A 25,628-nucleotide genomic window follows, 5' to 3' on the forward strand; every position below is an offset into this window, starting at 1 on the left:
AAATACTATTTTGTACCAAATAATCTGTCCCCAGCATCACCTAAACCAGGCGTAATGTATGCTTTGTCATTTAATTTTTCATCTAATGCTGCAATATAAATATCTACATCATCATGCGCCTCTTGCATCTTTTCTACACCTTCTGGTGCTGCAATTAAACACATGAATCTAATATTTTTTGCACCGCGTTTCTTTAATGAATTGATGGCTTCAATTGCTGATGCTCCAGTTGCTAGCATTGGATCTACAACAATGATTTGTCTCTCATCAATATCTTGTGGAAGTTTAGCAAAGTATTCTACTGCTTTTAATGTGTTAGGATCACGATATAGACCAATATGACCTACTCTAGCCGCTGGCACTAGATTTAACACACCATCTGTCATACCTAAACCAGCTCTAAGTATTGGAACGATCGCTAATTTTTTACCAGCTAATCTTTTTGCAGTCATTGTTGTTACTGGCGTTTTAATTTCTACATCTTGCAGTTCTAAATCTCTAGTAACTTCATACGCCATTAACATGCCTACTTCATCAACAAGTTCTCTAAATTCTTTAGTTCCCGTATTCATATCACGGATGTAACTTAATTTGTGTTGAATTAGTGGGTGATCAAATACATGTACTTTACTCATTTATATTTCCTCCAAAATTTTATAAATTATTCATATAGCGGATATTTAGCAGTTAAACGACTTACTCTTTCTCTTGCTTCTTTTAATTTAGTATCATTATTAGGATTTTTTAGTGCTAAGCTAATAATACGACCTACTTCTTTAAACGCTTCCTCATCAAAGCCTCTCGTAGTCGCTGCAGGTGTACCTAAACGTATACCACTTGTTACGAATGCTTTTTCTTGATCAAATGGGATTGTATTTTTATTACATGTTATTCCAATAGAATCTAAAGTCGCTTCAGCTTCTTTACCAGTAACATTAACTGAATTTTTAACATCTACAGAAAGTAAATGATTATCAGTTCCTCCTGAAACAATTCTAAAGCCTTCTTCTTGCAATGTTTGTGAAAGTACTTTAGCGTTTTTAATTACTTGTTCTTGATAAACTTTAAAATCTTGCTCAAGCGCTTCACCAAACGCAACAGCTTTAGCTGCAATGACATGCTCTAAAGGGCCACCTTGAATTCCAGGGAATATTGTTTTATCAATATCTTTCTTATACTCTTCTTTACAAAGAATTAAGCCTCCACGTGGGCCACGTAAAGTTTTATGAGTAGTTGTAGTTACAAAGTCTGCATGTTCAACAGGATTTGGATGTAAACCTGTTGCTACTAAACCAGCGATATGGGCCATATCAACCATTAATTTAGCACCAACTTCATCAGCGATTTCTTTAAACTTTTTAAAATCCAGTTGTCTTGAATATGCTGATGTACCTGCAACTATCAATTTAGGTTTATGTTCATGCGCTAATTGACGCACCACTTCATAGTCAATTTTTTCAGTTTCCTTATCTACACCATAGTCAACAAAATTATAGAATTTACCACTAAAATTAACTGGTGACCCGTGTGTTAAGTGACCACCATGACTTAAATTCATTCCTAAAACAGTATCACCCATCTCTAGAGCGACAAGATAAACTGCCATGTTTGCTTGAGAACCTGAATGTGGTTGCACATTTACATGTTCAGCACCAAATAATGCTTTAGCTCGTTCGATAGCAATTGTTTCTGTAACGTCTACATAATCACAACCACCATAATAGCGACGACCAGGATAGCCTTCAGCATATTTATTAGTCATTACAGAACCCTGTGCTTCCATTACCGCTTCAGATACAAAATTTTCAGATGCTATTAATTCAATGTTGTTATTTTGTCTATTGTATTCATTTTGAATCGCTTCATAGACAGCTTTATCTTGATTTTGGATATAAGACATAAAAATCCCCTCCTACGCTTTCAAGCTTATTCGTATTTAGCTCGTTCACCACCGATTTTCTTAGGTCTTGAGGTTGCAATCGTTACAATTGCTTCACCAACCTGTTTGACACTTGTCCTAACCGGTACACAAACGTGTTTAATATGCATTCCAATTAATGTTTGACCTATATCAATACCTTTAAGTACTGAAATATGTTCAACTACGATTGGGTCATTCATATGCTTATAAGCATATGTAGCAAGACTACCTCCTGCGTGAACATCGGGAACAACAGTGACTTCTTCCATAGTTAGAGGGTTGAAATCTTCACGTTCAATTGTGACTGCTCTATTAATGTGTTCACAACCTTGGAATGCAAAAGAAACACCAGTATCTTGTTTCACTTCTTCTAATGCATTAAAGATTGTTTCAGCAACTTCCATTGACCCTACAGAACCAATCTTCTGTCCTATAACTTCAGAAGTCGAACATCCTATCACACAAATTTCATTTTCATTGAAAAATGATTGCGATTTAAGTTCATCAAGCAAAGTTTTAAGTTTTTGCATTGAAATCTCCACCTTAAATACATAATTAAAAAGAAGCATAGCAAACTAGCTATACTTCTTCATTATAACTTATTTAAAGCTTAACATATACTAATTGTATAATATTTGGCTTATGAATTTGTACGTAACTTACCTATCAAATACAGAAGTTGTTCAAACGTTTGACGGTAAGTATCTATGCTACCACCAAAAGGATCAACAATGTCACCTATTTCTCCAACATATTCACTGAGTTGATAAATGCGACCATTGTCACCATAATGAGAAACCAGTTGTTGTTTATGCATATCTGTCATCGTTAAAATTAAGTCACTATTCAAATCATTCTCACTAAATTGCTTAGCTACAGTCGGTTCAGGAAAATTATGCTCCATAATGACTTCTAATGACTCTGGTGATACGGATTGACCATCAATCGCGAACAGTCCTCTAGAATTAATTGTGTCATCTACAAGCATTTTCTTCGCGATACTTTCGGCTATTGGACTTCGGCAAGTGTTTCCAGTACATACAAATGTTATTCTCATAAGTTCTCACCTCTAACAATGTGATTACCTGTAGCTTTAATAATCCGATTCATAATTGCTTCAGATTCATCTGTTTTATCAAAAGCATAAATATATGCTTGATCTATTGATGGATTTTCATCAATACTATGAAGTATTTGATACAAATTATGATTAGCTTGTCTTATATCTTTTTCATCTTTACAAAGTTTAATGAATAGTGCATCACTTGGAGCATACTGCTTCAAAGTTTCCGGTAAAATAAAAGCTGTATTACTCCATTCTTTAATTGTTTTAATAGGTTCACTAAGATGCGTTAGCATCGTTACTGGTATATCAGGGGCATAGTGTTTATACTTCATTCCAGGTGCTATTGGTTGGCTACTGACGTCATAATGATAATCCTCAACACTTCCTGGTAAAACATCATTGAGCATTGCTTGTGTTATTGATCCTGGTCTTGCTATTCTGAAAGGAAACTGTGTACAATCTAGCACGGTGCTTTCTAATCCTTCTTCACTTTGATCACCATTGACTATACCGTCAATTTTGCCATTCAAATCATTAAAAACGTGTTGAAAGGTTGTAGGAGAAGGTCGCCCACTTACATTAGCACTAGGGGCAGCGATAGGCATATCAATGTATTGAAGTATAGCTCTTCCTATTGGATGACTTGGCATTCTTACCGCAATTGATTGTAAGCCACCTGTTACTTTCTCACAAAGATAACCCTGTCTTAAAGGTAAAATAAATGAAATAGGTCCAGGCCAAAATTCATCCATCAAACATTTGGCTTCTTCAGGCAAATGAGAAATAATTTGATCAAGCTGAGATTTATCATGTATATGGACAATTAATGGATTGTCAGAAGGACGTCCTTTGGCTTGATATATGTTTGAAACTGCATGTTGGTTTCGAGCATCTGCACCCAATCCGTAAACAGTCTCTGTTGGAATTGCAATTAAACCACCATCATTATATACCTGTTTTATATTTTCCAATTCTGGATAATCCAATGGCGATTCTTGATAATTACGCATATCCCATATCTCAGTTTTCATCAAGCTCACTCCTTCATTATTGTTTTATTCATATATATGAAAAGTTACTCATCTAAATTTTATCAGATAAGTAACTTTGAGTTTTACCATTTAAATGACACTATTCTTTCATTACCATTTATATCTTTAACAACTTTAACATCAAGTTTTGGATACTTTTCTAAAATAATATTTTTTAACCTTTCACCCTGGTTATAACCAATTTCAAAGGTGACAAAAGCATCTTTATTTAAAACTTTAGGCAAATCATTAAGGATTAATTCATAAATAGCGAAACCCTTATTCTCTGCAAACAATGCTATATGAGGTTCATACTTAACAACTGTGTTCTCCATCATTTCTATCTCATCTACATCAATATATGGTGGATTAGAAACAATACCATCCAATTTTATATTCTTTTGTATGAAAGGTTTCAATGCATTGCCTTTAAAAAAAGTTACAGCTGCCTCATGATAATGCGCATTATCTGATGCAACTTCTAAGGTCTCTTGGAGAATGTCTGTTGCATAAACAGTAAAATCTTTATTTAACTTTTTTAAAGTAACAGCTAAAACACCACTACCAGTTCCAATATCAGCAATTGTAGCACTTGATTTACAATTTTCAAGAAAATGCAACATCACTTCCTCCGTTTCAGGACGTGGAATTAAACAATGTTCATTAACTTGAAATTGATAGCCATAGAAAGATTGAAAACCAACAATATATTGTATAGGTTCACCTAAAAGCATCCGTTCAGTAGCAAGTGAAAACTTGATTTCTTCTGCTTTTGACATGTCATCATACATGTGAATTAAATAATCAGTTCTTGACCACCCAAACAAATCAAGCATCAACCATTCTGCTCTCGATTGTTCATAACCCTTATCTACAGCTTGTTTAATCGCATAATCTAATTGTTCTTTAAAGTTCACCATTGTTTAGTTCTTTCAATTTCTCAGTTTGTTCAGATAAAGTTAATGCATCAATAATTTCATCTAATTTACCTTCCATAATTTGATCTAACTTTTGTAAAGTTAATCCTATTCTATGGTCAGTTACACGGCTTTGTGGATAATTATATGTTCTAACTCTTTCAGACCTATCTCCTGTACCCACTGCTGATTTACGTTGTGCTGCATATTTTTGTTGTTCTTCCTGTAATTTCATATCATATAAACGTGCTTTTAAAACTTTCAACGCTTTTTCACGGTTTTGAATTTGAGATTTTTCAGAAGAAGTTGCAATAACACCAGTAGGTAAGTGAGTGATACGAACAGCTGAGTCAGTTGTATTAACGTGCTGACCACCAGCACCACTTGAGCGATAGGTGTCTATTTTCAAATCTTCATTTCGGATTTCAATCTCAACATCTTCAACTTCAGGAAGAACAGCAACTGTCGCTGTTGAAGTATGAATTCGTCCACCTGATTCTGTTTCAGGTACACGTTGAACTCGGTGTGCACCATTTTCAAATTTTAATTTACTATAAGCACCGCTACCTGAAACTGAGAAACTAATTTCTTTATAACCACCATGGTCACTTTCAGCCGCTTCAACAATTTCAGTTTTAAAGTTTTGAGATTCTGCATACTTACTATACATTCTTAGTAAATCGCCAGCGAAGATTGCCGCTTCATCCCCACCTGCTGCTGCTCTGATTTCAACGATAACGTCTTTCTCATCATTAGGATCTTTTGGAATTAATAAAAATTTAAGTTGTTCTTCCAACTCAGGAATCACACTTTTCAAACTAGCACTTTCCTCTTTCAACATTTCAATTTCTTCTTTATCTTCTGTTTCATTTAACATTTCATCAATTTCAGCAATTTCTTCTTTTTTACTTTTATAATCTCTATATACATCAACTGTTTTTTGTAAATCAGCTTGTTCTTTTGAATATTTACGTAACTTATCTGAATCATTAACAATCTCAGGGTCACTTAACATTTCATTGAGTTGTTCATATCTTTCTTCAACGATATCTAATTGGTCAAACACTACATTTCCTCCTCGTCACTTGTACTTGGTGCTACGATATGATGTGCACGACATCTCGGTTCATAACTTTCATTTGCCCCAACTAAAATGATAGGATCATCTACTTTAGCTGGCTGTCCATCGATTAAGCGTTGTGTTCTACTTGATGATGAACCACATACTGCACATACAGCCTGTAATTTAGTAACTTGTTCACTTACCGCCATGATTTGTGGCATGGGTTCGAATGGTTCCCCTCTGAAATCCATATCTAAGCCTGCAACCACTACTCGATGGCCATTTTCAGCAAGCTTCTCCACTATATTTACAATTTCTTTATCGAAAAATTGAATCTCATCAATACCAATGACATCAACATGAGACAAATCCTGTAATAATATATCTCTTGAACTAGAAATATTAATTGCTTCTAATTCATTACCGTCATGAGAAACAACTTTTTCTTTATGATAACGATCATCAATCGCTGGTTTAAACACTACTACTTTTTGTTTAGCGTATATCCCTCGTCTTAGTCTACGAATTAGTTCTTCTGACTTACCGCTAAACATACTTCCAGTAATGCATTCAATCCAACCGGAATGGTAAGTTTCATACATTATAAGTTCCACCTTTTACAAAAACATAATCGCTTAATTATATCATATTTCTATGTATTATAAATATCACTTTAAATACTACTTAAATTTAAAAAAACTGTCTACGCATTTCTATATAAAATAGATTAGGCAGACAGTTTAAACTTATAATTAGTTGTTGTTTGATTTGAGACCAAACTTTTTATTGAAACGTTCCACACGACCATCCGCAGCAGCGAATTTTTGACGTCCTGTGTAGAATGGGTGTGAATCAGAAGATACATCTAAACGAATAACTGGGTATTCATTACCATCTTCCCATTCCATTGTTTCTGAAGATGTTTTAGTTGAACCACTTAAAAATTTAAAGTTAGTAGTTGTATCTAAAAAGATAACTTTGTGATAATCAGGATGGATTCCTTGTCTCATTAATTTTCAGCTCCTTTGCCCTGAACCATCTGGAACAGAGTTATTTGTGAGTTTTTTACCCAATACTTGGTAATTATAATAGTTATTAGATTAAAACGCAACCCTCAAACAGACATTCGTTAAATAATCGGTTTTCCTGTTTTTGTACTTTCTTCAGCAGCCTTTTGCAACTGTTGGAAAAATTCTTTATTACTTTTAGAGCGTTTTAATTTTCTAATAAATCTTTCTGTGAAATCTGTAGAGTCTGTAAACATGTTTCTTAACTGCCATAGTGAATCAAGTTCAGATTTACTAATTAGTAATTCTTCTTTACGCGTAGAACTTCTTCCAATATCAATCGCAGGGAAAATTCGACGTTCAGATAATTTACGATCAAGATGAAGTTCCATATTTCCTGTTCCTTTGAATTCTTCATAAATCATATCATCCATGCGTGATCCAGTTTCAACTAATGCAGTGGCTAATATCGTTAAACTTCCTCCTGCTTCAATGTTACGCGCAGCACCAAAGAATGCTTTAGGTTTGTGTAATGAAGCAGGATCAAGACCACCTGATAATGTTCTTCCACTTGGTGGTATAACTAAGTTATACGCTCTTGCCAATCGAGTAATTGAGTCCATCAGAATAATAACATCTTGACCAATCTCAACTAATCGTTTAGCACGTTCTAGTAATAATTCAGCTACTTTAACATGGTGTTCTGGTGGCTCATCAAAAGTCGAGTGCACTACTTCAGCAGATTCAACGGATCTTTCAATATCAGTTACTTCTTCTGGACGTTCCCCAACTAATAAAATAAATAATTTTGCATCAGGTTTATTTTTACTAATCGCATTTGCAATTTCTTTTAATAAAGACGTTTTACCCGCTTTAGGAGGTGCAACAATAAGTCCACGTTGACCTAGACCAATAGGCGTAACTAAATCCATTATACGTGTTGAATAATTTTGGGGATCTGTTTCTAAAACGATTCTTTCCTCAGGATAGAGAGGCGTTAAAGCTTGAAAGTGAGGGCGTTTTTTTACAACTTCAGCATTCTCATCATTAACAAAGTCAACTTGCAATAAACCATAATATTTTTCATTATCTTTAGGTTTACGAACTTTTCCGGTTACTTTATCACCACGTTTAATTTCGAAACGTCGTATTTGACTTGCAGATATATAAATATCTTTTTCACCTTTTGAATAGTTGACTGTTCTTAGGAACCCATAACCATCAGGCTGGATATCATCTAAAACACCCTCCATGTAATAGTTACCATCTTTTTCCATTTGGGCTTCCATGATAGCTAAAACTAATTCACTCTTATTCAATTTACTATAATTAGTAAGTTTTAATGTTTTTGCTTTTTGTGTTAATTCTTTCGTTGTGTAATTTTTATACAATTCATGAAACGACTCATACTGTGGAGATGTACGTACTTTTTCAGGCATAAATTGCACCCATTTCTTATATATTTATAAAGACTTCAATTTGATTAGAAAAGAGATATTTTAAATAGTTTCATTTCAAGAACTCACTAAGTCTATTTAGGATATCTCATAAAATAATATTTAAAGTCTTGAATACTAGAATTAATATAGCAAATTTTCAATTTAAATACAAAACGATTTTATTAAATTTCCAAAAATAAAACAGCTCATGGAACTAAAAATATTCCATGAACTGATACAAATAATATATAAATTAATTTTTTAAATTAACTGAAATAACCAGCAATTGATTTCACTTCTAAGAACTCTTCTATACCATAATCGCCCCACTCACGACCAATTCCAGATTGTTTATATCCACCAAATGGTAAATCTGGTTGGTTTCCAGCTTCATTGATTTCAATTCTACCTGCTTCAATTGAACGAGCTACTTTTTGAAGTGTTTCTTTATCTTTACCTATTACATATCCTGCTAATCCATATTTAGTATCATTAGCAATTTTGATTGCTTCATCTAAATCATTATATGTGATTACAGAAGCAACTGGTCCAAAGATTTCTTCTTGAGCAATTGTCATGTCATTGTCTACATTGATAAAAATAGTTGGTCTCGCGAAATAACCAGTATTTAATCCTTCAGGTTTACCAGGACCACCGTAGAATAACTCTGCACCTTCTTCAATACCTTTATCAATATATGATTGGACTGTATCAAATTGTTTCTTACTAATAATCGGTCCAACTTGAGTACCTTCTTCTCGTGGATCTCCAACTTTAACTTTACTAAATTCTTCTTTAAGTGCAGTTAATAAGTCTTCTTTTTTGCTTTCAGGAATTAAAATACGAGTACCTGCAGTACATACTTGACCTGTGTTATTAACTACTTTGCCAGTAGTTGCTTTCGCTGCTTCTTTAACATCAACATCATCTAATACGATATAAGGCGATTTACCGCCTAATTCAAGTGATACTTTTTTGAAATCCTTAGAAGCTTTTTCCATTATTTTTGAACCTGTGCGTCCTGAACCAGTAAATGACATCATTCTAACTTTTGGATGTTCACTTAGTGGATTACCTACACCTTCACCGTCACCATTAACAAGATTAAATACACCTTTTGGTACGCCTACTTTATCAAATATTTCAGCTAAAATGACTGCAGCAAATGGTGTTTCTTCTGAAGGTTTTAGAACAACAGGACTACCTGCTGCAAAAGCGGCTGCTAATTTCAATGAAGTTTGATTAGTTGGGAAATTCCAAGGTGTTACTAGGCCTGAAACACCAATTGCCTCTTTAATAACTAATGCATCTCCACGTCTTTCTTCAAATTCGAATGAATCTAGTGCTCTACTTGCCTCTTCAAAATGATTTAGTCCCATTTGGTAGTGGACATTCTCAGATACTGTTAAAGGTGCACCTAATTCATCCGTTATGGCTTCTACAATATCTTGTTTTCTATTTTTATATTCTTCTACAATTTTATCTAATAGTTCTTTTCTTACTTTCACTGAGCTATGACGAAATTCTAAATAAACGTTATTTGCAGCTTCTACTGCTTTTTCCACATCATTAGCATTACCTTTAGCTACTTTACCAATAACTTCTTCAGTTGCTGGATTGATTACTTCAATCGTTTCATTACTATCGCTATCAATCCATTCGCCATTTATATATTGTTGAGTATAATTTCTCATAAATTCTTCACTCCTTAAGAATCATTATGTCATTTGTATACCTTTTTTCATTGAAAATTAAACATATCATCTTAGTATGAAATAACAAAAGAGTTTTGCACCTAGCAATGATGAACAATTATAAAAAGTGATTATTCATTCAATATAAAGCACAAAACTCTTTATTACATTATTTAGATTTAACTTCTTCTTCAAGTGTTACATGTTCTTGAGCCCATTTTTCAATGGGTTTTAAAGCTTCTGCTAAAGCTTTACCTTTATCAGTCAATTCATAAATGATTGAAACTGGACTAGTTGAGACTACTTTCTTTTCAACTAATCCCCATTCACCTAAATCAGTTAATTTAATACTTAATGCACGTGGTGTAATGGTCTTTAAATCCCTTTTCATATCGGAAAAGTGCGCAGTATAATCAGTGCATCGTGATAGATAATTAATGATTAAACCGTTCCAACTTCTACCAACAATTTTAAAGGTTTCTTCAAGATATGGACAGATTTCCATTGTCTTCACCTCTATTCAAAACTTCTTTAGATTGTAAGTACTAAAAATCGCTTATAAATATAAACATTGTATAGGCTTTAATGATATCTATAAACCAAAATCTTATTAGTATCTAATATAATTATTATACCAGAAAAAGCTAATATGTCGAGAGTTGAAACTGTCAATATTAACTTATCAATACCTTTAGACTTCTTCAGTCCAAATATTTGCACCTAATTCTTTCAAATGCTTAACAATGTCAGTATAGCCTCTATAAATATGTCTAACGTTATAAATTGTAGTAACGCCTTCAGCTAAAAGACCTGCAATAATTAAACATGCACCTGCACGCAAATCACTTGCATATACTTTAGCACCATTAAGTGATGATGGTTTAATTGTAGCAGTTCCAGTTTCCATATCGACTTCAATATTAGCACCCATGTTTTTTAACTCATCGACATGTTTAAAACGTGCAGGATATATTGTTTCTGTTACAAATGAAGGGCCATCTGCCATAAATAATAAAGGCGTGATTGGTTGTTGTAAATCTGTTGCAAACCCAGGGTATACTAAAGTTTTAATATCTACATTTTTATAAGATGATTTGCGCTTTATGATTGCTTTTTCAGCATCATCATCTACTTGGATGTCTACACCAAGTTCTTTTAATTTAACAGTAAGTGCTTCAACATGTTTTGGAACAATATTATTAATAGTAATTTCTTCTCCAACTGCTGCCGCTATACACATGTACGTCCCTGCTTCAATACGATCAGGGATAATTTGGTATTCAGAACCATGTAAGCTATCAACACCATTAATTTTTAACGTACTTGTCCCTGCCCCTTTAATATCTGCGCCAAGACTATTCAAGAAATTAGCAACATCTACAACTTCAGGTTCTTTAGCTGCATTTTCAATGACTGTTTGACCAGTTGCATGAACAGCTGCCAACATAATGTTGATTGTTGCGCCTACACTAACCATATCTAAGAAGATATTAGCACCATGTAGTTCTTTAGCTTCTATTTTAATAGATGTATCATTTGATTCATCTATTTCTGCTCCTAATGCTTTAAAACCTTTAATATGTTGATCAATTGGACGTGGTCCTAATGGACAACCACCAGGTAAACCTATTACACATTTTTTAAAACGCCCTAACATTGCTCCCATCATGTAATAAGATGCTCTAAGAGATTCAACTTTATTGTTAGGCAGTGGTGCATTTTCAATTTCTGAAGTATCTACTTCTAAAGTTTTTCCATTTAAATGGGCTTTAATATTTAAATCTTCCAATAAACTAACTAGCGTCTCTACATCGGAAATTTGTGGTAAGCCATCTAATTTAACTTGGCCTTGAGCTAATAATGTTGCTGGGATAATTGCTACCGCACTATTTTTGGCACCACTTATCGTAACGTCTCCCTTTAGTGTTTGACCACCGCGAATTTTTATTACCTCTTGAGTCATAAGTTTATCTCCTTTGTTTCTCATTTATTTAAAATAATACATTAGTAACATTATAAAATACATATTCTTTATTTGTAAAACATAAATTATTACGAATTATTGATAATTGCAATTTTTAAAATTATCGATTCAAAATTTATAGAACTAATTCGAGAATTATATATACAAATATTATAAATCATTTTTGAAAAACATTTAAATATGAATACTCAAATTATAAAGAAAAAGAGTGAAACGACTTAACGTTTCACTCCTATTTCAAAACATCTTCAATTAAATTATTTATTTAGCACGATTAGATGTACCAAATTCTCTAATTTTACCTTTAACTGTTTCTTTAATCGCTTCACGAGCAGGTCCTAAATATTTACGTGGATCATATACATCTTGATCATTATTTAAAACTTCTCTTACTGCTTTAGCTGAAGCAATTTGGTTTTCAGTATTAACATTAATTTTAGCAGTACCATAAGGGATTGCTTTTTGAATGTCTTTAGTTGGGATACCAGTACCACCATGTAAAACTAATGGTAAACCAGTTGATGCACCAATTTCTTCCATTTCTTTGAATCCTAATTTAGGTTCACCTTTATATGGCCCGTGAACTGAACCTAATGCTGGAGCTAAAGTATCAATGCCAGTTCTTTCAACTAATTCTTGGCATTCTTTAGGATCAGCATAAATAATGCCACCTACAACATCATCTTCTTGTCCACCAACTGTTCCTAATTCAGCTTCTACTGATACACCATGTTGATGAGCATACTCTACAACTTTTGAAGTAATTTCGATATTTTCTTCAAAAGGACTATGAGAAGCATCGATCATTACTGAAGTGAATCCAGCATCAATAGCTTCTTTACATTTTTCAAAGCTTGAACCATGGTCCAAGTGAATAGCTACAGGTACAGTAATATTTAAGTCATGAATTAAACCTTCAACCATTTTAACTACTGTATAGAAACCACTCATATAACGTGCAGCACCTTCTGAAACACCTAAGATAACTGGCGCATTCTCTTCTTGTGAAGCTTCTAAAATAGCTTGTGTAAATTCTAAGTTATTTAAGTTGTATTGACCAACCGCATAACCATTTTCTTTCGCATCGATTAACATTTCTTTCATTGAAACTAATGGCATGAAAGTTCCTCCTTGTGTGCAACTGCACAATTTTTAAAATCATTATATCAGATATTTTTTTGAATTGCATGTGAATGCATGCTTGATTTAAAATAAACTTTTACTATTAAATACTAAATTATTAATAATTCAATATATGAACGGTTTTATTGCACATAAGTTTGAGTTTATTTACAATACATATGAAACGGAGGAACAACATGTCTAAAATATTACAAACTCAATTAACGGGTATATTTAATCGGTTAGAAGATCAAGCTTTAGATATTCAAATGGCTGCTCAATGTCTAATACAAGCAATCGGTGGCGAAGGTTATGTATACATTAAAGGTTATGGCGATTTGAAATTTTTCGAGCCTTTCGTTATAGAAAGTGAAGAGCACCTTAAATCTAGTAAATTATTATCCACGCTCACAACATTTGATGATATAGATTCAACAGATCGCGTGTTACTCTTTTCACCATTTTACACTGAAGAAGTAGCTAAAGATTTACAAACATTAGTAGATAACGATATAGATGTTGTCTTAATTTGTAATCGACCCAAAGATTCAAAAATACCAGAACACTTTATACATTTCATCAATCTAGCTACCCCTAGACCAATTGTTTATACTGAAGATTATGATAAAGTTGTTCAACCTCATACGATATCTTTTAATTACATATATTATGAAATTTACACTCAAATGATTGAAATGACACGAGATTTAGAGTTGTGATGTCATTCATTATAAAATCAACCCTTACGTCACCATTTCAGTACGTAAGGGTTGATTTATTATATTATTTATTTTGATGTTTATAAGCCGCTTCTACAAACGATTTGAAAATAGGTTGAGGTCTGTTAGGTCTTGATAAGAATTCAGGATGGAATTGACATGCGATATAGAAGTCATTCTCTGGAATTTCTACCATTTCTACTAATCGACCATCTGGACTAGTACCAGAGAACACCATACCATTAGCTTCTAATTGTTCTCTAAATTCATTATTAAATTCATATCTATGGCGGTGTCTTTCTTCAATATTTATTACGTCATAAATTTGATGTGCCAATGTGTTTTCTTTAATTTTACATGGATATAATCCTAAACGTAACGTGCCACCTAAATCTTCAATATCCTTTTGCTCAGGTAATAAATCAATAATTGGATAAGGTGTGCTAGGATCAAGTTCTGCTGAGTGTGCTCCCTCTAAACCTAGTACATTACGTGCAAACTCAACAGTCGCTAATTGCATACCTAAGCAAATACCAAAGTATGGAATATTATTTTCACGAGCGTATTTAATTGCAGCAATTTTACCTTCGCTTGCTCTAAATCCAAATCCACCTGGTACAAGAATGCCATCTACATCTTTTAAATAGTCTTCAACATTATTATCATTAACTTCGCCAGAATCAATCCACTTAACTACAACGTCTTTCTTCAATGGGTAGCCAGCATGTTTCAATGACTCTACAACAGATAAGTATGCATCTTGTAAGCTAACATATTTACCTACTAATCCAATCGTGATTGTACCATCAAGTGAATTAACGGTATCTAGTAAATATTGCCATTCATCTAATTGCGTTTCATATTTAGCATCTAAATCTAATCGCTTGATGACAATGTCATCCATATCCTGTGCACTTAATTGTAATGGAATTTCATATAAAGATGATGCGTCTCTACATTCTATAACGCTCTCTTTATTAATATCACAGAATAAAGCAATTTTATCTTTTAAATCTTGTGTCATTTCATATTCTGTACGCACTACAATTAAATCCGGTTGAATACCTAAACCACGTAGTTCCTTAACACTGTGTTGTGTTGGTTTTGTTTTCATTTCACCAGCAGCTTTAATGTATGGAAGCAATGTACAATGTACATACATTACGTTTTCACGACCTAAATCACTTCTAATCTGTCTAATTGCTTCGATAAATGGAAGTGATTCAATGTCACCAGTTGTACCACCGATTTCAGTAATAACTACATCTGCGTTTGTACTCTCACCAGCAAGTAGTAAACGTTCTTTAATTTCATTAGTAATATGTGGAATAACTTGAACTGTTCCACCTAAGTAATCACCACGACGTTCTTTCTTGAGTACATGTGAATAAACTTTCCCAGCTGTAACATTTGAATATTTATTTAAATTAATATCAATAAAACGCTCATAGTGTCCTAAATCTAAGTCAGTTTCAGCACCATCATCTGTAACAAATACTTCTCCATGTTGATACGGACTCATAGTTCCTGGGTCAACATTTAAATATGGATCAAATTTTTGAATTGTTACTTTTAAGCCTCTATCTTTTAACAATCTACCTAGAGAAGCGGCTGTGATACCTTTTCCTAATGATGATACTACTCCGCCCGTTACAAAAATAAATTTTGTCATTTCCTGACCTCCTAATTTATAAAGGGATGCTTCCTTACCTATTTATTCTTTTTAAATAATCAATTTTGAAAAATAAAAAAATCGCTCCCTCTCACATATCTGTAAGGGGAGCGTATATGATTTATACACGTGTCCTATTTAAAGGAGCCCGAATAAAATTCTATCATTTTTTTAGTAAAAGTCAATTAAAACTAAAATTTAGTTTTAAAATCTTCTTAGTCTTCGAATTCGTCCTCGTCTTCTTCGTCGAGTTCATCATCTTCGTCATCTTCAATTACTAAATCTGATTCACTAATCTCGTCTTCTACTTGTTCATCTTCAGGGTCGTCTAAAGTTTCTTGATCATCCGTTTGGGCAGGAATGTCATCGTCGTCATCCATTTCGTCATCACCCAATAATTTAAGATTTTTATCTTCTTCATCTTCATCATCAAGAATATCGAATTTTTGAATTGTAGGTGCGATTTTTTCTTCAATATCGTCTACAGAATACCAATCACGTAATCCCCATTGATTTTCACCAATGTTTAAGAAACGTCCATCTGTATTTAAGTCTGTATAGAACTGAACTACACGATTTTCAATCTCTTCAAATTCATAACCACCTAAATCTTTGAATTCATCGATGATATCGTATAAATTCATCGTTGCACCTTTATCATTTAATAACGTATAAGCCATATCTATAAATGACTTTTCATCAACCATTTCTTTAGTATAATCTTGGATTTTCATTATAGCTAATCTTCCTTTCGAAGAATTTTTTAATTATGTCGTTAGATTTCATTAATTAATAGTAACAAAAATAAATTATAAATGACAATACACGATTTCGCAATTACGATTATCTCAGTAATTTACATATTTCTCGAAAATAACTAAATCATCTGACTGATCAATTTCTACGAAACCACTATTTACACATAATGATTTTAATTCATTGTTTTCACCAAATAACGTAATCATAATCGTTTTAGCTTGTTTGAAATGCTTTCGTACATATGTAGGAATTTGTCTTAATGCACTTTCAGCGATACCTTCTTTTCGTTGTTCTTTATACACTTCAATAGCCACAATATCAATTCGATTATCCGTTTGTTCAAGTGCTATAAAACCTACCTTTTGGTTATCTTTTAGTAAATCAACAATACTATAAGATGAAATGCTTGATGCTTCATTTTCAGTTAATCGTAGTGAAGACACATGTTTTGAATCTAAGTCCAAATAATATAAGCGTTCTTTACCAATAGGACCTTCTTCTTTAGTAGCAGTGTGCATAAAACCAGCACGTTCATACACATTCCAAGCCCCTTTATTTTCAGCATCGACAACCAGATACAAGTGATTGAAATCAGGGAATAAATCTTGTACATATTGAGGTAAATACATCATCATCGTAGTTCCATAGCCATTTCCTTGAAACTTCTCATTAATTGATAATGATCTTACATATACAACATTCTCAGGTGTATCATACCCTTCATGTTGATAATATTGATGTAATACAAAGAAACCAACAACATCACCATACTCATTAATAGCTATATTAGCCACTCTATTTGAATCTGAAAGAGCATCATCTAGAACTGATTTCGGTAAGGATGAGTATATTTGTTGTCTCTCACTTAATTCAAAGTTAACTACATCCTGCCTATACTTTTCTTCAAATTCTTGAATCGTTATATTTTCAAACTGCTTTTTTATAGTCATAACCACTAACCCCTATGCCTCTTTTAATTAATCAATTTTATTATAATTGTTTTTTTACACTTATCAAAATAAAATCCACTTTAATTAGGTACAATTGTTTTAAATTTTTACAATTTAAAAATAATCTATTGAAATTTAGCTAATTTGCTTTACTATAAATATGACATATAAAATCACGAGGTGAACTAGAATGAAAGTCGGTATAGATGCCGGTGGTACGCTAATAAAAATCGTCCAAGAATCTCAACAAGGACGTTCGTATGAAACAAAACTTACTACAAACATTTCAGAAGTAATTGCATGGTTAAACGCAAACACTTTTGAATCAATCAGTCTTACTGGCGGAAATGCAGGCGTTATTGCTGAAAGTTTAAATGTGGATGCAACTATATTTGTTGAATTCGATGCATCATCCAAAGGTTTGGGTATGCTTCTTAAAGAGCAAGGTCATCATATTGACGAATATATATTCGCTAATGTCGGTACAGGCACTTCGTTACATTATTTCGATGGCAAACAACAACGTCGTGTAGGCGGTGTAGGTACTGGTGGAGGTATGATTCAAGGACTGGGATACTTATTATCACAAATTACAGATTATGAAGCACTTACAAATCTAGCTCAGTCTGGAGATAGAGATACAATTGATCTTAAAGTTAAGCATATTTACAAAGATACCGAACCACCTATTCCAGGTGAATTAACAGCTGCTAACTTTGGAAACGTCTTACATAATTTAGACGTAGATTTTTCACCTGCTAATAAATTAGCATCAGTGGTTGGTGTTGTTGGTGAAGTAATAACTACTATGGCCATAACCGTTGCTCGTGAAAATAAAACTGAGAATGTTGTATATATCGGGTCTTCTTTTAACAATAATCCACTTTTACGTGAAGTAATTGAAGATTATACGGTATTACGTGGTTTCAAACCATATTACATTGAGAATGGTGCTTTTTCAGGAGCACTTGGCGCAATTTATTTAAATTAAATACTTATTATTGAAAAGAGCCTGGGACATAATTCAATGCCTCAGGCTACAAATATATATTGGCAGTAGTTGACTGAATTAAAAAGCGTACTTGTAACAAGCTTTTTAATTCTAGTAACCTTGCATGGCAGACGGGCCCCAGCAAAGAGAATTTCTTTAAGAAATTCTACAAGCTAAGCTAGCTAGGGATACAACAAATAAATTTTGAAAAATATTAATTCTGTCTGCTCCCTCTACAATTTATCTAATTCTTAAATGCATCGACATATTTAACATCGACTATTTATTAATGTATATATAAAGACAAGATTTCACTAAATGTTACGTGCTTCAAATTAAAAAGTTAATTCATTTGATAATTTTTGTGCAGAAATGACTGTTCCTACCACACCAGGTTTCAAATCAATTGCGACAGCTTGGTCATTATCACGCAACTTATCTAACCAATCACTAAATACACTACCTTCAATTTTAATTAATTCACATTCCTCAAAATCTTCATCACGAACTTTGAGTGCTCTATTTTTCAAGCTCCAAACCGGCATGATTTGAGGTTTGTCTTCACTATCATCACTAATCAATATAAAGTGATTTTCGCCATGTTTTGATAAACCAAATACTTGGTCTTCTTTGGCAACATCCTTTACAAATTCTTTAATACGAATTTTATCCAACTCTGACATTAATTCATCAGTCATTTTAACGACTTTTACAATTTGACCAGTTTCTTGTGATGTTTGATTAATGATAACTTGATCATCCTCATCAAATAAGTCATCCAATTCATATGTAACGAATGTATCAATATCAATTTTTAGCACACGGTCATAATCGATTGACGCATGTTTTAAATAGTCTTCCGCTTGTCCTTCTTGAGTCCAAACGCCAACATAATCTTGGTTATTACTATTTAGTCTGACCAGTTTTTTATTTTTGTTAGCAACATAAAATACTTCATTAATCAGTACATCTTTAAAGTACGCCTCATTCTTATAAGACAATGCATAACCCTCCATTTCTAATTTGCAACTATTAAAATACTAAATGACAATACTTATGTCGTCAAATTTCTATTCTAAAAAAAGGACCAAGACTGTATTCTTGATGAATGCCATGTCTTGCTCCCAAATTGACGCATAGAGCTATAACTATATTGAATTATTATCTTTTGATTCATTTAAATGCTAAGAATTGAAATTATGCTTTTTAAAATTATTGCTATATTCCTATCAATGGATATTGATTAGGGTAATTTAATTTTTATCTAATTCAACTAAAAAGGATTTTTCAATTTTCTCTATGGCTTCTTTTGAATCTCCAGTCCATATACAACCAAAACGAGAATTAACTGCATTCTTTCCAAACCAATCACCATCATAATAAGATAATGGATATAATACGCCCTTTTTGACATATTTTAAAATTGTATTAAAGAAATGTTCATTATCACCATTAGAGAAGTAACTATAGAATTTCTGATATGATGAATTTAATTCTTCTTGTAATAATAACATGCTTGTTGAGCCATTTTGTCTAAAGTTTAAATCGATGGCAAAAACATCACCGTTTTTATCTAATAGTAAATCAAATCCAGCTACACCGAAGAAACCCAACTTTACACCATTTTCCATAATTTCTCTTCCTGCATCAATAACTTGTTGAGGAACATCATGAACATTTTCATTTCCAGCATAAAATCCATATTTATCAGTGATTTGATGTGCAGTCCCTAAATAAGTCACACCTATTTCTTCAGAATAAGCATACTGAACACAATAATTCTTTACCGCTTCAATTTTTTGTTCAATAATTAAATTATCCGTAGCATCACTTGCTTCTAAAATACGTTGTGTTGCTTTAGCTAAGTCTTCTTCATCATAGCAAATCATTACACCATATCCACCAGCTGTTGGTAAGTCATCACCTGGTTTAATTACAAAAGGGAAATCCCATTCTTTTATGCGCGCTTTAAAATCATTTATCGATACAATTTCTCGCTCTGGTAAATATTTATGATTCGTCCATTCTGGTATTCGCGCTTTATTGTTCAAAGCTACAAATGTCTCTTTATCTACAGCGTAGCATTTATCTGAAACAACATCTTCACTATGAATATATTGAAAATATATATCTTTACCTTCTTCTTTAACAATTCGATTTAAGAGTGCTTCATATGTTTCACGGTTTTTAAATTGATACGTATTTGTGGGAACTTTTTTTCCAACAAGATTAAATAGTTGGTCTAATTTTTCAGTAATACTTGCTTCATGTACAATCATTGGCATTGAATCTGCAATAAGCATTTCCCTACCAGTTAAGAAATTAGATTGATGCTCCTCTGGCTTTAACCATGGATTTGAAACATAAGATGGTCTCGAGTTATACACTATATTTTCATTATATAAGTCACTTAAAGTTAATTTTAGACCTTTTTCATTTATCGTCATTTTGACTCCCCCTTTATATGAGAGTGCTGTTGAACAATTTCATCAAACAATCCCTTATTTTCAATTAGTTCTAATCCCATTAATGCTATAATTTTCGCACCATGAATTAATGCTTGATCACCATGTACACTTGCTGCAGCCTCTCTAAATCTATGTGTATGACCAACTAAGTTTCTAGATCCTATCTTCACATGAGGATGAATCGTAGGTACTATATGACTGACATTACCCGTATCTGTTGAACCAAAACCAAAATCATCATGACTTACATCTTCACCAACTTCGAGCGCGTACTTTTCAAATAATTTATCTAATTTAGGTGTCTTAATAAATTCGTTCACACCATTTTGTATAGGGCCAAATTCATAATCGCAACCTGTTTGAATTGCGGCACCCCTAGCAATTTGATTAACTTTTTCTGTTAAAATATCTAGTTCTTTTCGAGTTGTTGCACGTGTGTAGAATCGGGCATGTGTAAAATCGGGTATAATATTTGCAGCTTTTCCTCCGTCTAAGATAACACCATGTACGCGTTGACTTTTTTTAATGTGCTGTCTTAACTGTGCTACACCGTTAAAATATGAAATCATTGCATCTAAAGCGTTTAAAGCTTCGTCAGCATTTTCAGAAGCATGTGCACTTTTGCCATAAAATTTTATATCTAATACATCCACCGCTAGTGTATCAATGGTTGGATAAGTTGCATTACCTGGATGAATCATTAATGCTATATCGATAGCATCGATAATATCAGCCTTAACATATGACGCTTTTGCACTACCATTTTCGCCACCTTCCTCTGCAGGACAACCGAGCACGACAACTTTGCCACCGATGCGGTCTATAACTTGTTTCAATGCTGAACCCGCAAGTACACTAGCAGTTCCAATAATATTATGACCACATGCATGACCTAGGCCTGGTAATGCATCATATTCAGCTAAATAGCCAATAACTGGGCCTTCTTGTCCAGAATCATATGTAGCTATAAATCCAGTAGCGTGTCCAGCAATATCCGTTTCTATATCGAAATCATTCTCTTTCAATTTATCTATAAGCGTTCTAGACGCAAAAATTTCTTCATTGCCTAATTCAGGGCGTTCATGTATTCTATGACTAATTTCAACATAATCATATTTATTATTCTCTATATAATCTAAAATTCCTTGTTTATTACTCATAAATCATAACTCCCTTATTATTGTAAAAATTTTTAAAAATATTTTGGATATTGTAACCATATCGTTTCTCAATTAATTATTACTTATTTTATCGGATTTAAAGATTGTTGTCATTAAATAACTTTATATTTACGAAATTTTCTCACAATTCACTTTGTTTAACTATAATTTTGAAAATTGTAAATACCCTTAACTATTGATACAATCAAATCGTTAACTTAATAATTAAGCTTATTTAATCTAGGAGGATTTATCATGACTAAAATGAACGTTGAAAGTTTTAATCTAGATCACACTAAAGTTGTCGCACCTTTCGTCCGTTTAGCTGGTACAATGGAAGGCTTAAATGGTGATGTTATTAAAAAATATGACATTCGCTTCAAACAACCTAATAAAGAGCACATGGAAATGCCTGGGTTACACTCACTAGAGCATTTAATGGCTGAAAACATTAGAAATCATACTGATAAAGTTGTAGATTTAAGTCCAATGGGTTGTCAAACTGGTTTTTATGTTTCATTTATTAATCATAACGACTATGAAGATGTGTTAAATATAATTGAAAAAACACTAAATGATGTTTTAGAAGCTACTGAGGTACCCGCTTGCAATGAAGTACAATGCGGTTGGGCAGCAAGTCATTCACTTGAAGGTGCAAAAGAAATTGCGCAAGCATTTTTAGATAAACGCAATCAATGGTCAGATATTTTTGGTGAAGGTAAATAAATTTCATATTTAAAATAAAAACCACCAATACTTAAGTATATTTAAGTATTGGTGGTTTTACTTTTCTCTTCTATAATTTTTTCACTAGTGCAATTAAAACAAATTGCATTGGTAGTCTTGTGTATAATGCCCATTTAGGTACTTGTTTATCACCTAAAGGTAATTCTTTTCGTGCCATATATATATTTGCTGGTAATACAGCTAATAAGAAAAGATTTATACCTGTTTTTAACCAATTAGCAGGACGTTTTAATAACAACATAATGCCAAAGAAAATTTCAAATACACCTGTTACTAAAACAGCTGTTTTACGTAATGGTAAGTATTCTGGAACAATATTTCTAAATGAGCGTTCATTTGTAAAATGTAGAACGCCAGCTGTTCCAAATGATAGACCTAATAAATAACGAAATACTTTCATTAATGTTCTACTCCCATTTCATTCAAATAACTTTTACCAAATTCAGGTAATTCCACATTGAAATTATCTGCAATGGTCGCACCGATTGAACTAAACGTACTGTCTCCTGATAATTCATGGTATTTATCAATTTTAGGGCTAAACATAAGTACTGGGATAAACTCTCTAGTATGATCAGTACCATCGGCAATAGGATCATTTCCGTGATCAGCCGTGATAATAACTAAATCATCTTCTTGAAGATTGTCGATTAATTCTGGTAATCGCTCGTCGAAATCTTTAATAGCTTGTGCATAACCTTCTTTGTCTCTACGATGGCCGTATAGTGCATCGAAATCAACTAAATTTAAGAAACTAATGCCATTAAAATCTTTTTTTACGACATTAATTAATTGATCCATACCATCCATATTATTTTTTGTTCTTATTGCTTCAGTTACACCTTCACCATCATAAATATCATTAATTTTTCCTATAGCAATAACATCATAGTTATTATCTTTTAATGTATTCATAACAGTTTTGCCAAATGGTTTGAGTGCGTAATCATGTCGATTAGAAGTACGTGTAAAGTTTCCTGGTTCACCTACATACGGACGTGCAATTACACGACCAATTAAGTATTTAGGATCTTTAGTTAATTCTCGAACCTTTTCACAAATATCATATAATTCTTCAAGAGGAATAATATCTTCATGTGCAGCAATTTGAAGTACTGGGTCAGCGCTAGTATAGACGATTAAGTCCCCAGTTTTCATTTGATGCTCACCTAATTCATCAATAATGGCTGTCCCTGAAGCGGGCTTATTTGCTACAACTTTACGACCTGTCATTTCTTCAATCTCTTGTATTAACTCATCAGGAAATCCGTTTGGATATACTTTAAATGGTTGCATGATATTTAAGCCCATGATTTCCCAATGTCCTGTCATGGTATCTTTACCCACTGAAGCTTCACTAAGTTTAGTATAGAAAGCACCTGGTTGTTCAACTTTATTGACAACAGGTAATTCTTCAATATTACCCAATCCTAATTTTTCCAAATTAGGTAGCGTTTGGTTAAATCCTTCTAATGTATGCTTTAATGTATGAGATCCTTCATCATTGAAAACTGCAGCATCAGGCGCTTCTCCGATACCTACTGAATCCATAACAATTAAATGTACTCTTTTGAATGGTGTAGTCATATTTAACACTCCCTCCTACTCTGTAATTATTTTATGAATTAATGTTGGTGTTGTTGCTTGTGCTTGAATTTCAATACTTTCATCAAGTTTCTTAATAACGTCGTCAACATTTTCACGATTACTGTGAATGGTTAATAAAGATTCTCCCTCTTTAACAACGTCTCCTACTTTCTTGTTTAATACAATCCCAACACTTAAATCTATTTCATCCTCTTTAGTTTGTCTCCCTGCCCCTAACATCATTGAAGCAACACCAATTTCATTAGCAATAAGTTCTGAAACTACGCCACTTGATTGAGCTTTATACTCGATTTGATATGTTGCTGTTGGTAATAGTTCAGGCGCATCAACTACTGAGGCATCGCCACCTTGATTCTCTAAAAATGTTTTAAATTTTTCTAAAGCTGAACCATTTTCAATTGCTTCATTTAATAATTGACGTGCTTCCTCAAGTGTTTTTGCTCTATTAGCTAGAACTACCATTTGAGAACCGAGTGTTAATACAAGTTCAGTTAAATCTTCTGGTCCTTTACCATTTAATGTATCAATAGCTTCTTTTAATTCTAAAGCATTACCAATCGCTCGACCAAGTGGTTGGCTCATGTCAGAAATAATAGCCATTGTATTTCTACCTACATTATTCCCTATACTAACCATAGCATGAGCTAACGCTTCAGCGTCCTCTAATGTTTTCATGAAAGCACCATTACCAGTTTTAACATCTAAGACGATAGCATCAGCACCCGCAGCAATTTTTTTACTCATAATAGATGATGCAATTAAAGGAATTGAGTTAACTGTCCCTGTTACATCTCTCAATGCATAAAGTTTCTTATCAGCTGGAGTTAAATTACCTGACTGTCCAATAACAGCTACTTGATTTTCATTAACAAGTTTAATGAAATCCTCTTCAGAGATTTCAACGTGGAATCCTTTTATTGATTCTAATTTATCAATTGTTCCACCCGTATGTCCTAAGCCACGACCACTCATTTTGGCTACTGGGACACCCACTGCTGCCACTAGAGGCGCTAATACTAATGTAGTTGTATCACCAACGCCTCCTGTTGAGTGCTTATCAACTTTAATACCATTGATTTTTGATAAGTCAATCACATCACCTGAATTAACCATTGCCATAGTTAATGCTGCGCGCTCTTCGTCATTCATATCTTGGAAAAAGATAGCCATAGCTAAACTCGATGCCTGATAATCCGGGATATCCCCATTCGTGTAACCTTTGATAAAGAATTCAATTTCTTCTTTTGATAATGATTTACCATCGCGTTTTTTTTCAATAATATCTACCATTCTCATAATTCTGAACCCCT

At 33.1% G+C, this 25,628-nt stretch carries 26 protein-coding genes; 3 read left to right on the forward strand and 23 right to left on the reverse strand.

The features are described 5' to 3' along the window. Nucleotides 1-5 precede the first annotated feature (5 nt). From upp to fdaB, 14 genes are all read right to left on the reverse strand, one after another. Nucleotides 6-635 (reverse strand): uracil phosphoribosyltransferase, encoded by a 630-nt coding sequence (gene upp, locus BB045_RS11530; protein ID WP_037551932.1) that lies wholly within the window; start codon nucleotides 633-635, stop codon nucleotides 6-8. A 26-nt stretch (nucleotides 636-661) separates the two neighbouring features. Continuing rightward, nucleotides 662-1,900 carry a serine hydroxymethyltransferase gene (gene glyA, locus BB045_RS11535; RefSeq protein WP_049426599.1) on the reverse strand — a complete coding sequence of 413 codons (1,239 nt, stop codon included), beginning with the start codon at nucleotides 1,898-1,900 and terminating at the stop codon, nucleotides 662-664. Nucleotides 1,901-1,926: 26 nt separating this feature from the next. Further along, entirely contained in the window at nucleotides 1,927-2,451 is a 525-nt protein-coding gene (locus BB045_RS11540; RefSeq protein ID WP_070861608.1) for a TIGR01440 family protein, read from the reverse strand. Between the two features lie 110 nt (nucleotides 2,452-2,561). Continuing rightward, the gene (locus tag BB045_RS11545; RefSeq protein WP_053025295.1) at nucleotides 2,562-2,978 is read right to left on the reverse strand and encodes a low molecular weight protein arginine phosphatase; all 417 of its coding nucleotides are present in this window, start codon (nucleotides 2,976-2,978) and stop codon (nucleotides 2,562-2,564) included. Continuing rightward, complete coding sequence (locus tag BB045_RS11550; RefSeq protein ID WP_053025296.1) at nucleotides 2,975-4,018, reverse strand: L-threonylcarbamoyladenylate synthase; 1,044 nt, start codon at nucleotides 4,016-4,018, stop codon at nucleotides 2,975-2,977. The genes BB045_RS11545 and BB045_RS11550 overlap by 4 nt, the downstream gene beginning before the upstream one ends. Before the next feature lie 83 nt (nucleotides 4,019-4,101). After that, nucleotides 4,102-4,938, reverse strand: a complete 837-nt coding sequence (gene prmC, locus BB045_RS11555; RefSeq protein WP_053025297.1) for a peptide chain release factor N(5)-glutamine methyltransferase — start codon at nucleotides 4,936-4,938, stop codon at nucleotides 4,102-4,104. After that, entirely contained in the window at nucleotides 4,925-6,001 is a 1,077-nt protein-coding gene (gene prfA / locus BB045_RS11560) for a peptide chain release factor 1 (protein ID WP_053025298.1), read from the reverse strand. Before prfA ends, prmC begins: the two co-directional genes overlap by 14 nt. Continuing rightward, on the reverse strand, nucleotides 6,001-6,600 hold the full coding sequence (locus BB045_RS11565) for a thymidine kinase (RefSeq protein ID WP_053025299.1): 600 nt from the start codon (nucleotides 6,598-6,600) through the stop codon (nucleotides 6,001-6,003). Before BB045_RS11565 ends, prfA begins: the two co-directional genes overlap by 1 nt. Before the next feature lie 150 nt (nucleotides 6,601-6,750). Beyond that, the gene (locus BB045_RS11570) at nucleotides 6,751-7,008 is read right to left on the reverse strand and encodes a type B 50S ribosomal protein L31 (protein WP_011275226.1); all 258 of its coding nucleotides are present in this window, start codon (nucleotides 7,006-7,008) and stop codon (nucleotides 6,751-6,753) included. A 119-nt stretch (nucleotides 7,009-7,127) separates the two neighbouring features. Beyond that, nucleotides 7,128-8,444, reverse strand: coding sequence for a transcription termination factor Rho (gene rho, locus BB045_RS11575; RefSeq protein ID WP_011275225.1), 1,317 nt, complete (start codon nucleotides 8,442-8,444; stop codon nucleotides 7,128-7,130). 266 nt (nucleotides 8,445-8,710) lie between these two features. Then, nucleotides 8,711-10,138 (reverse strand): aldehyde dehydrogenase family protein, encoded by a 1,428-nt coding sequence (locus BB045_RS11580; protein ID WP_075140788.1) that lies wholly within the window; start codon nucleotides 10,136-10,138, stop codon nucleotides 8,711-8,713. A 169-nt stretch (nucleotides 10,139-10,307) separates the two neighbouring features. Beyond that, nucleotides 10,308-10,643 carry a winged helix-turn-helix transcriptional regulator gene (locus BB045_RS11585; protein ID WP_011275223.1) on the reverse strand — a complete coding sequence of 112 codons (336 nt, stop codon included), beginning with the start codon at nucleotides 10,641-10,643 and terminating at the stop codon, nucleotides 10,308-10,310. Nucleotides 10,644-10,829: 186 nt separating this feature from the next. Continuing rightward, nucleotides 10,830-12,101, reverse strand: coding sequence for a UDP-N-acetylglucosamine 1-carboxyvinyltransferase (locus tag BB045_RS11590; protein ID WP_070861599.1), 1,272 nt, complete (start codon nucleotides 12,099-12,101; stop codon nucleotides 10,830-10,832). A gap of 282 nt (nucleotides 12,102-12,383) precedes the next feature. After that, nucleotides 12,384-13,241 carry a class IIb fructose-bisphosphate aldolase FdaB gene (gene fdaB / locus BB045_RS11595; RefSeq protein WP_011275221.1) on the reverse strand — a complete coding sequence of 286 codons (858 nt, stop codon included), beginning with the start codon at nucleotides 13,239-13,241 and terminating at the stop codon, nucleotides 12,384-12,386. Between the two features lie 200 nt (nucleotides 13,242-13,441). On the opposite strand from fdaB, the gene BB045_RS11600 reads away from it, so the two are divergent. After that, the gene (locus tag BB045_RS11600) at nucleotides 13,442-13,963 is read left to right on the forward strand and encodes a DUF2529 family protein (RefSeq protein WP_070861594.1); all 522 of its coding nucleotides are present in this window, start codon (nucleotides 13,442-13,444) and stop codon (nucleotides 13,961-13,963) included. 64 nt (nucleotides 13,964-14,027) lie between these two features. Here BB045_RS11600 and BB045_RS11605 read toward each other — a convergent pair whose 3' ends face one another. The 3 genes from BB045_RS11605 to BB045_RS11615 form a co-directional block, all read right to left on the reverse strand. Further along, on the reverse strand, nucleotides 14,028-15,635 hold the full coding sequence (locus BB045_RS11605) for a CTP synthase (RefSeq protein WP_075140789.1): 1,608 nt from the start codon (nucleotides 15,633-15,635) through the stop codon (nucleotides 14,028-14,030). A 215-nt stretch (nucleotides 15,636-15,850) separates the two neighbouring features. Then, on the reverse strand, nucleotides 15,851-16,369 hold the full coding sequence (gene rpoE / locus BB045_RS11610; RefSeq protein WP_053025303.1) for a DNA-directed RNA polymerase subunit delta: 519 nt from the start codon (nucleotides 16,367-16,369) through the stop codon (nucleotides 15,851-15,853). A 114-nt stretch (nucleotides 16,370-16,483) separates the two neighbouring features. Beyond that, nucleotides 16,484-17,344 (reverse strand): GNAT family N-acetyltransferase, encoded by an 861-nt coding sequence (locus tag BB045_RS11615; RefSeq protein WP_070861592.1) that lies wholly within the window; start codon nucleotides 17,342-17,344, stop codon nucleotides 16,484-16,486. A gap of 190 nt (nucleotides 17,345-17,534) precedes the next feature. Between BB045_RS11615 and coaW the strand changes: the two genes are divergently transcribed. Continuing rightward, entirely contained in the window at nucleotides 17,535-18,335 is an 801-nt protein-coding gene (gene coaW / locus BB045_RS11620; protein WP_075140790.1) for a type II pantothenate kinase, read from the forward strand. Nucleotides 18,336-18,670: 335 nt separating this feature from the next. On the opposite strand, the gene BB045_RS11625 is transcribed toward coaW, so the two are convergent. From BB045_RS11625 to BB045_RS11635, 3 genes are all read right to left on the reverse strand, one after another. Further along, nucleotides 18,671-19,336: a DUF2750 domain-containing protein gene (locus tag BB045_RS11625; protein WP_070861586.1), complete on the reverse strand. Its 666-nt coding sequence runs from the start codon at nucleotides 19,334-19,336 to the stop codon at nucleotides 18,671-18,673. Between the two features lie 252 nt (nucleotides 19,337-19,588). After that, on the reverse strand, nucleotides 19,589-20,782 hold the full coding sequence (gene ldmS, locus BB045_RS11630) for an L-aspartate--L-methionine ligase LdmS (protein WP_075140791.1): 1,194 nt from the start codon (nucleotides 20,780-20,782) through the stop codon (nucleotides 19,589-19,591). Next, nucleotides 20,779-21,963, reverse strand: a complete 1,185-nt coding sequence (locus BB045_RS11635) for a M20 family metallopeptidase (protein ID WP_070440335.1) — start codon at nucleotides 21,961-21,963, stop codon at nucleotides 20,779-20,781. Before BB045_RS11635 ends, ldmS begins: the two co-directional genes overlap by 4 nt. A gap of 255 nt (nucleotides 21,964-22,218) precedes the next feature. Between BB045_RS11635 and BB045_RS11640 the strand changes: the two genes are divergently transcribed. After that, on the forward strand, nucleotides 22,219-22,689 hold the full coding sequence (locus tag BB045_RS11640) for an S-ribosylhomocysteine lyase (RefSeq protein WP_070861580.1): 471 nt from the start codon (nucleotides 22,219-22,221) through the stop codon (nucleotides 22,687-22,689). 70 nt (nucleotides 22,690-22,759) lie between these two features. Here the strand turns inward: BB045_RS11640 and BB045_RS11645 are convergent, their stop codons facing one another. Genes BB045_RS11645 through BB045_RS11655 form a run of 3 tightly spaced genes read right to left on the reverse strand, consistent with a single transcriptional unit; the run spans nucleotide 22,760 to nucleotide 25,614 of the window. Further along, a complete protein-coding gene (locus tag BB045_RS11645; RefSeq protein WP_053025305.1) occupies nucleotides 22,760-23,110 on the reverse strand; it encodes a DoxX family protein in 351 nt (116 codons plus the stop codon). After that, nucleotides 23,110-24,297: a phosphopentomutase gene (gene deoB, locus BB045_RS11650; RefSeq protein WP_075140792.1), complete on the reverse strand. Its 1,188-nt coding sequence runs from the start codon at nucleotides 24,295-24,297 to the stop codon at nucleotides 23,110-23,112. Before deoB ends, BB045_RS11645 begins: the two co-directional genes overlap by 1 nt. Nucleotides 24,298-24,312: 15 nt before the next feature. Next, on the reverse strand, nucleotides 24,313-25,614 hold the full coding sequence (locus BB045_RS11655) for a pyrimidine-nucleoside phosphorylase (RefSeq protein WP_037551899.1): 1,302 nt from the start codon (nucleotides 25,612-25,614) through the stop codon (nucleotides 24,313-24,315). Between the last annotated feature and the right edge of the window lie 14 nt (nucleotides 25,615-25,628).

The organism is Staphylococcus sp. MB377, from assembly GCF_001922505.1.
In the GTDB taxonomy this organism is placed as follows: Bacteria; Bacillota; Bacilli; order Staphylococcales; family Staphylococcaceae; genus Staphylococcus; species Staphylococcus haemolyticus.

What these genes read in the sequence shown, in the direction of transcription:
- BB045_RS11585 (WP_011275223.1), bottom strand. Translation starts at nt 10,643, where the DNA reads ATGGAAATCTGTCCATATCTTGAAGAAACCTTTAAAATTGTTGGTAGA.
- BB045_RS11565 (WP_053025299.1), bottom strand. Translation starts at nt 6,600, where the DNA reads ATGTATGAAACTTACCATTCCGGTTGGATTGAATGCATTACTGGAAGT.
- BB045_RS11540 (WP_070861608.1), bottom strand. Translation starts at nt 2,451, where the DNA reads ATGCAAAAACTTAAAACTTTGCTTGATGAACTTAAATCGCAATCATTT.
- BB045_RS11645 (WP_053025305.1), bottom strand. Translation starts at nt 23,110, where the DNA reads ATGAAAGTATTTCGTTATTTATTAGGTCTATCATTTGGAACAGCTGGC.
- BB045_RS11635 (WP_070440335.1), bottom strand. Translation starts at nt 21,963, where the DNA reads ATGAGTAATAAACAAGGAATTTTAGATTATATAGAGAATAATAAATAT.
- BB045_RS11580 (WP_075140788.1), bottom strand. Translation starts at nt 10,138, where the DNA reads ATGAGAAATTATACTCAACAATATATAAATGGCGAATGGATTGATAGC.
- BB045_RS11545 (WP_053025295.1), bottom strand. Translation starts at nt 2,978, where the DNA reads ATGAGAATAACATTTGTATGTACTGGAAACACTTGCCGAAGTCCAATA.
- deoB (WP_075140792.1), bottom strand. Translation starts at nt 24,297, where the DNA reads ATGACTACACCATTCAAAAGAGTACATTTAATTGTTATGGATTCAGTA.
- BB045_RS11550 (WP_053025296.1), bottom strand. Translation starts at nt 4,018, where the DNA reads ATGAAAACTGAGATATGGGATATGCGTAATTATCAAGAATCGCCATTG.
- glyA (WP_049426599.1), bottom strand. Translation starts at nt 1,900, where the DNA reads ATGTCTTATATCCAAAATCAAGATAAAGCTGTCTATGAAGCGATTCAA.
- coaW (WP_075140790.1), top strand. Translation starts at nt 17,535, where the DNA reads ATGAAAGTCGGTATAGATGCCGGTGGTACGCTAATAAAAATCGTCCAA.
- fdaB (WP_011275221.1), bottom strand. Translation starts at nt 13,241, where the DNA reads ATGCCATTAGTTTCAATGAAAGAAATGTTAATCGATGCGAAAGAAAAT.
- rpoE (WP_053025303.1), bottom strand. Translation starts at nt 16,369, where the DNA reads ATGAAAATCCAAGATTATACTAAAGAAATGGTTGATGAAAAGTCATTT.
- BB045_RS11570 (WP_011275226.1), bottom strand. Translation starts at nt 7,008, where the DNA reads ATGAGACAAGGAATCCATCCTGATTATCACAAAGTTATCTTTTTAGAT.
- prmC (WP_053025297.1), bottom strand. Translation starts at nt 4,938, where the DNA reads ATGGTGAACTTTAAAGAACAATTAGATTATGCGATTAAACAAGCTGTA.
- BB045_RS11615 (WP_070861592.1), bottom strand. Translation starts at nt 17,344, where the DNA reads ATGACTATAAAAAAGCAGTTTGAAAATATAACGATTCAAGAATTTGAA.
- rho (WP_011275225.1), bottom strand. Translation starts at nt 8,444, where the DNA reads ATGCCTGAAAAAGTACGTACATCTCCACAGTATGAGTCGTTTCATGAA.
- upp (WP_037551932.1), bottom strand. Translation starts at nt 635, where the DNA reads ATGAGTAAAGTACATGTATTTGATCACCCACTAATTCAACACAAATTA.
- BB045_RS11640 (WP_070861580.1), top strand. Translation starts at nt 22,219, where the DNA reads ATGACTAAAATGAACGTTGAAAGTTTTAATCTAGATCACACTAAAGTT.
- BB045_RS11590 (WP_070861599.1), bottom strand. Translation starts at nt 12,101, where the DNA reads ATGACTCAAGAGGTAATAAAAATTCGCGGTGGTCAAACACTAAAGGGA.
- BB045_RS11600 (WP_070861594.1), top strand. Translation starts at nt 13,442, where the DNA reads ATGTCTAAAATATTACAAACTCAATTAACGGGTATATTTAATCGGTTA.
- BB045_RS11655 (WP_037551899.1), bottom strand. Translation starts at nt 25,614, where the DNA reads ATGAGAATGGTAGATATTATTGAAAAAAAACGCGATGGTAAATCATTA.
- ldmS (WP_075140791.1), bottom strand. Translation starts at nt 20,782, where the DNA reads ATGACGATAAATGAAAAAGGTCTAAAATTAACTTTAAGTGACTTATAT.
- BB045_RS11605 (WP_075140789.1), bottom strand. Translation starts at nt 15,635, where the DNA reads ATGACAAAATTTATTTTTGTAACGGGCGGAGTAGTATCATCATTAGGA.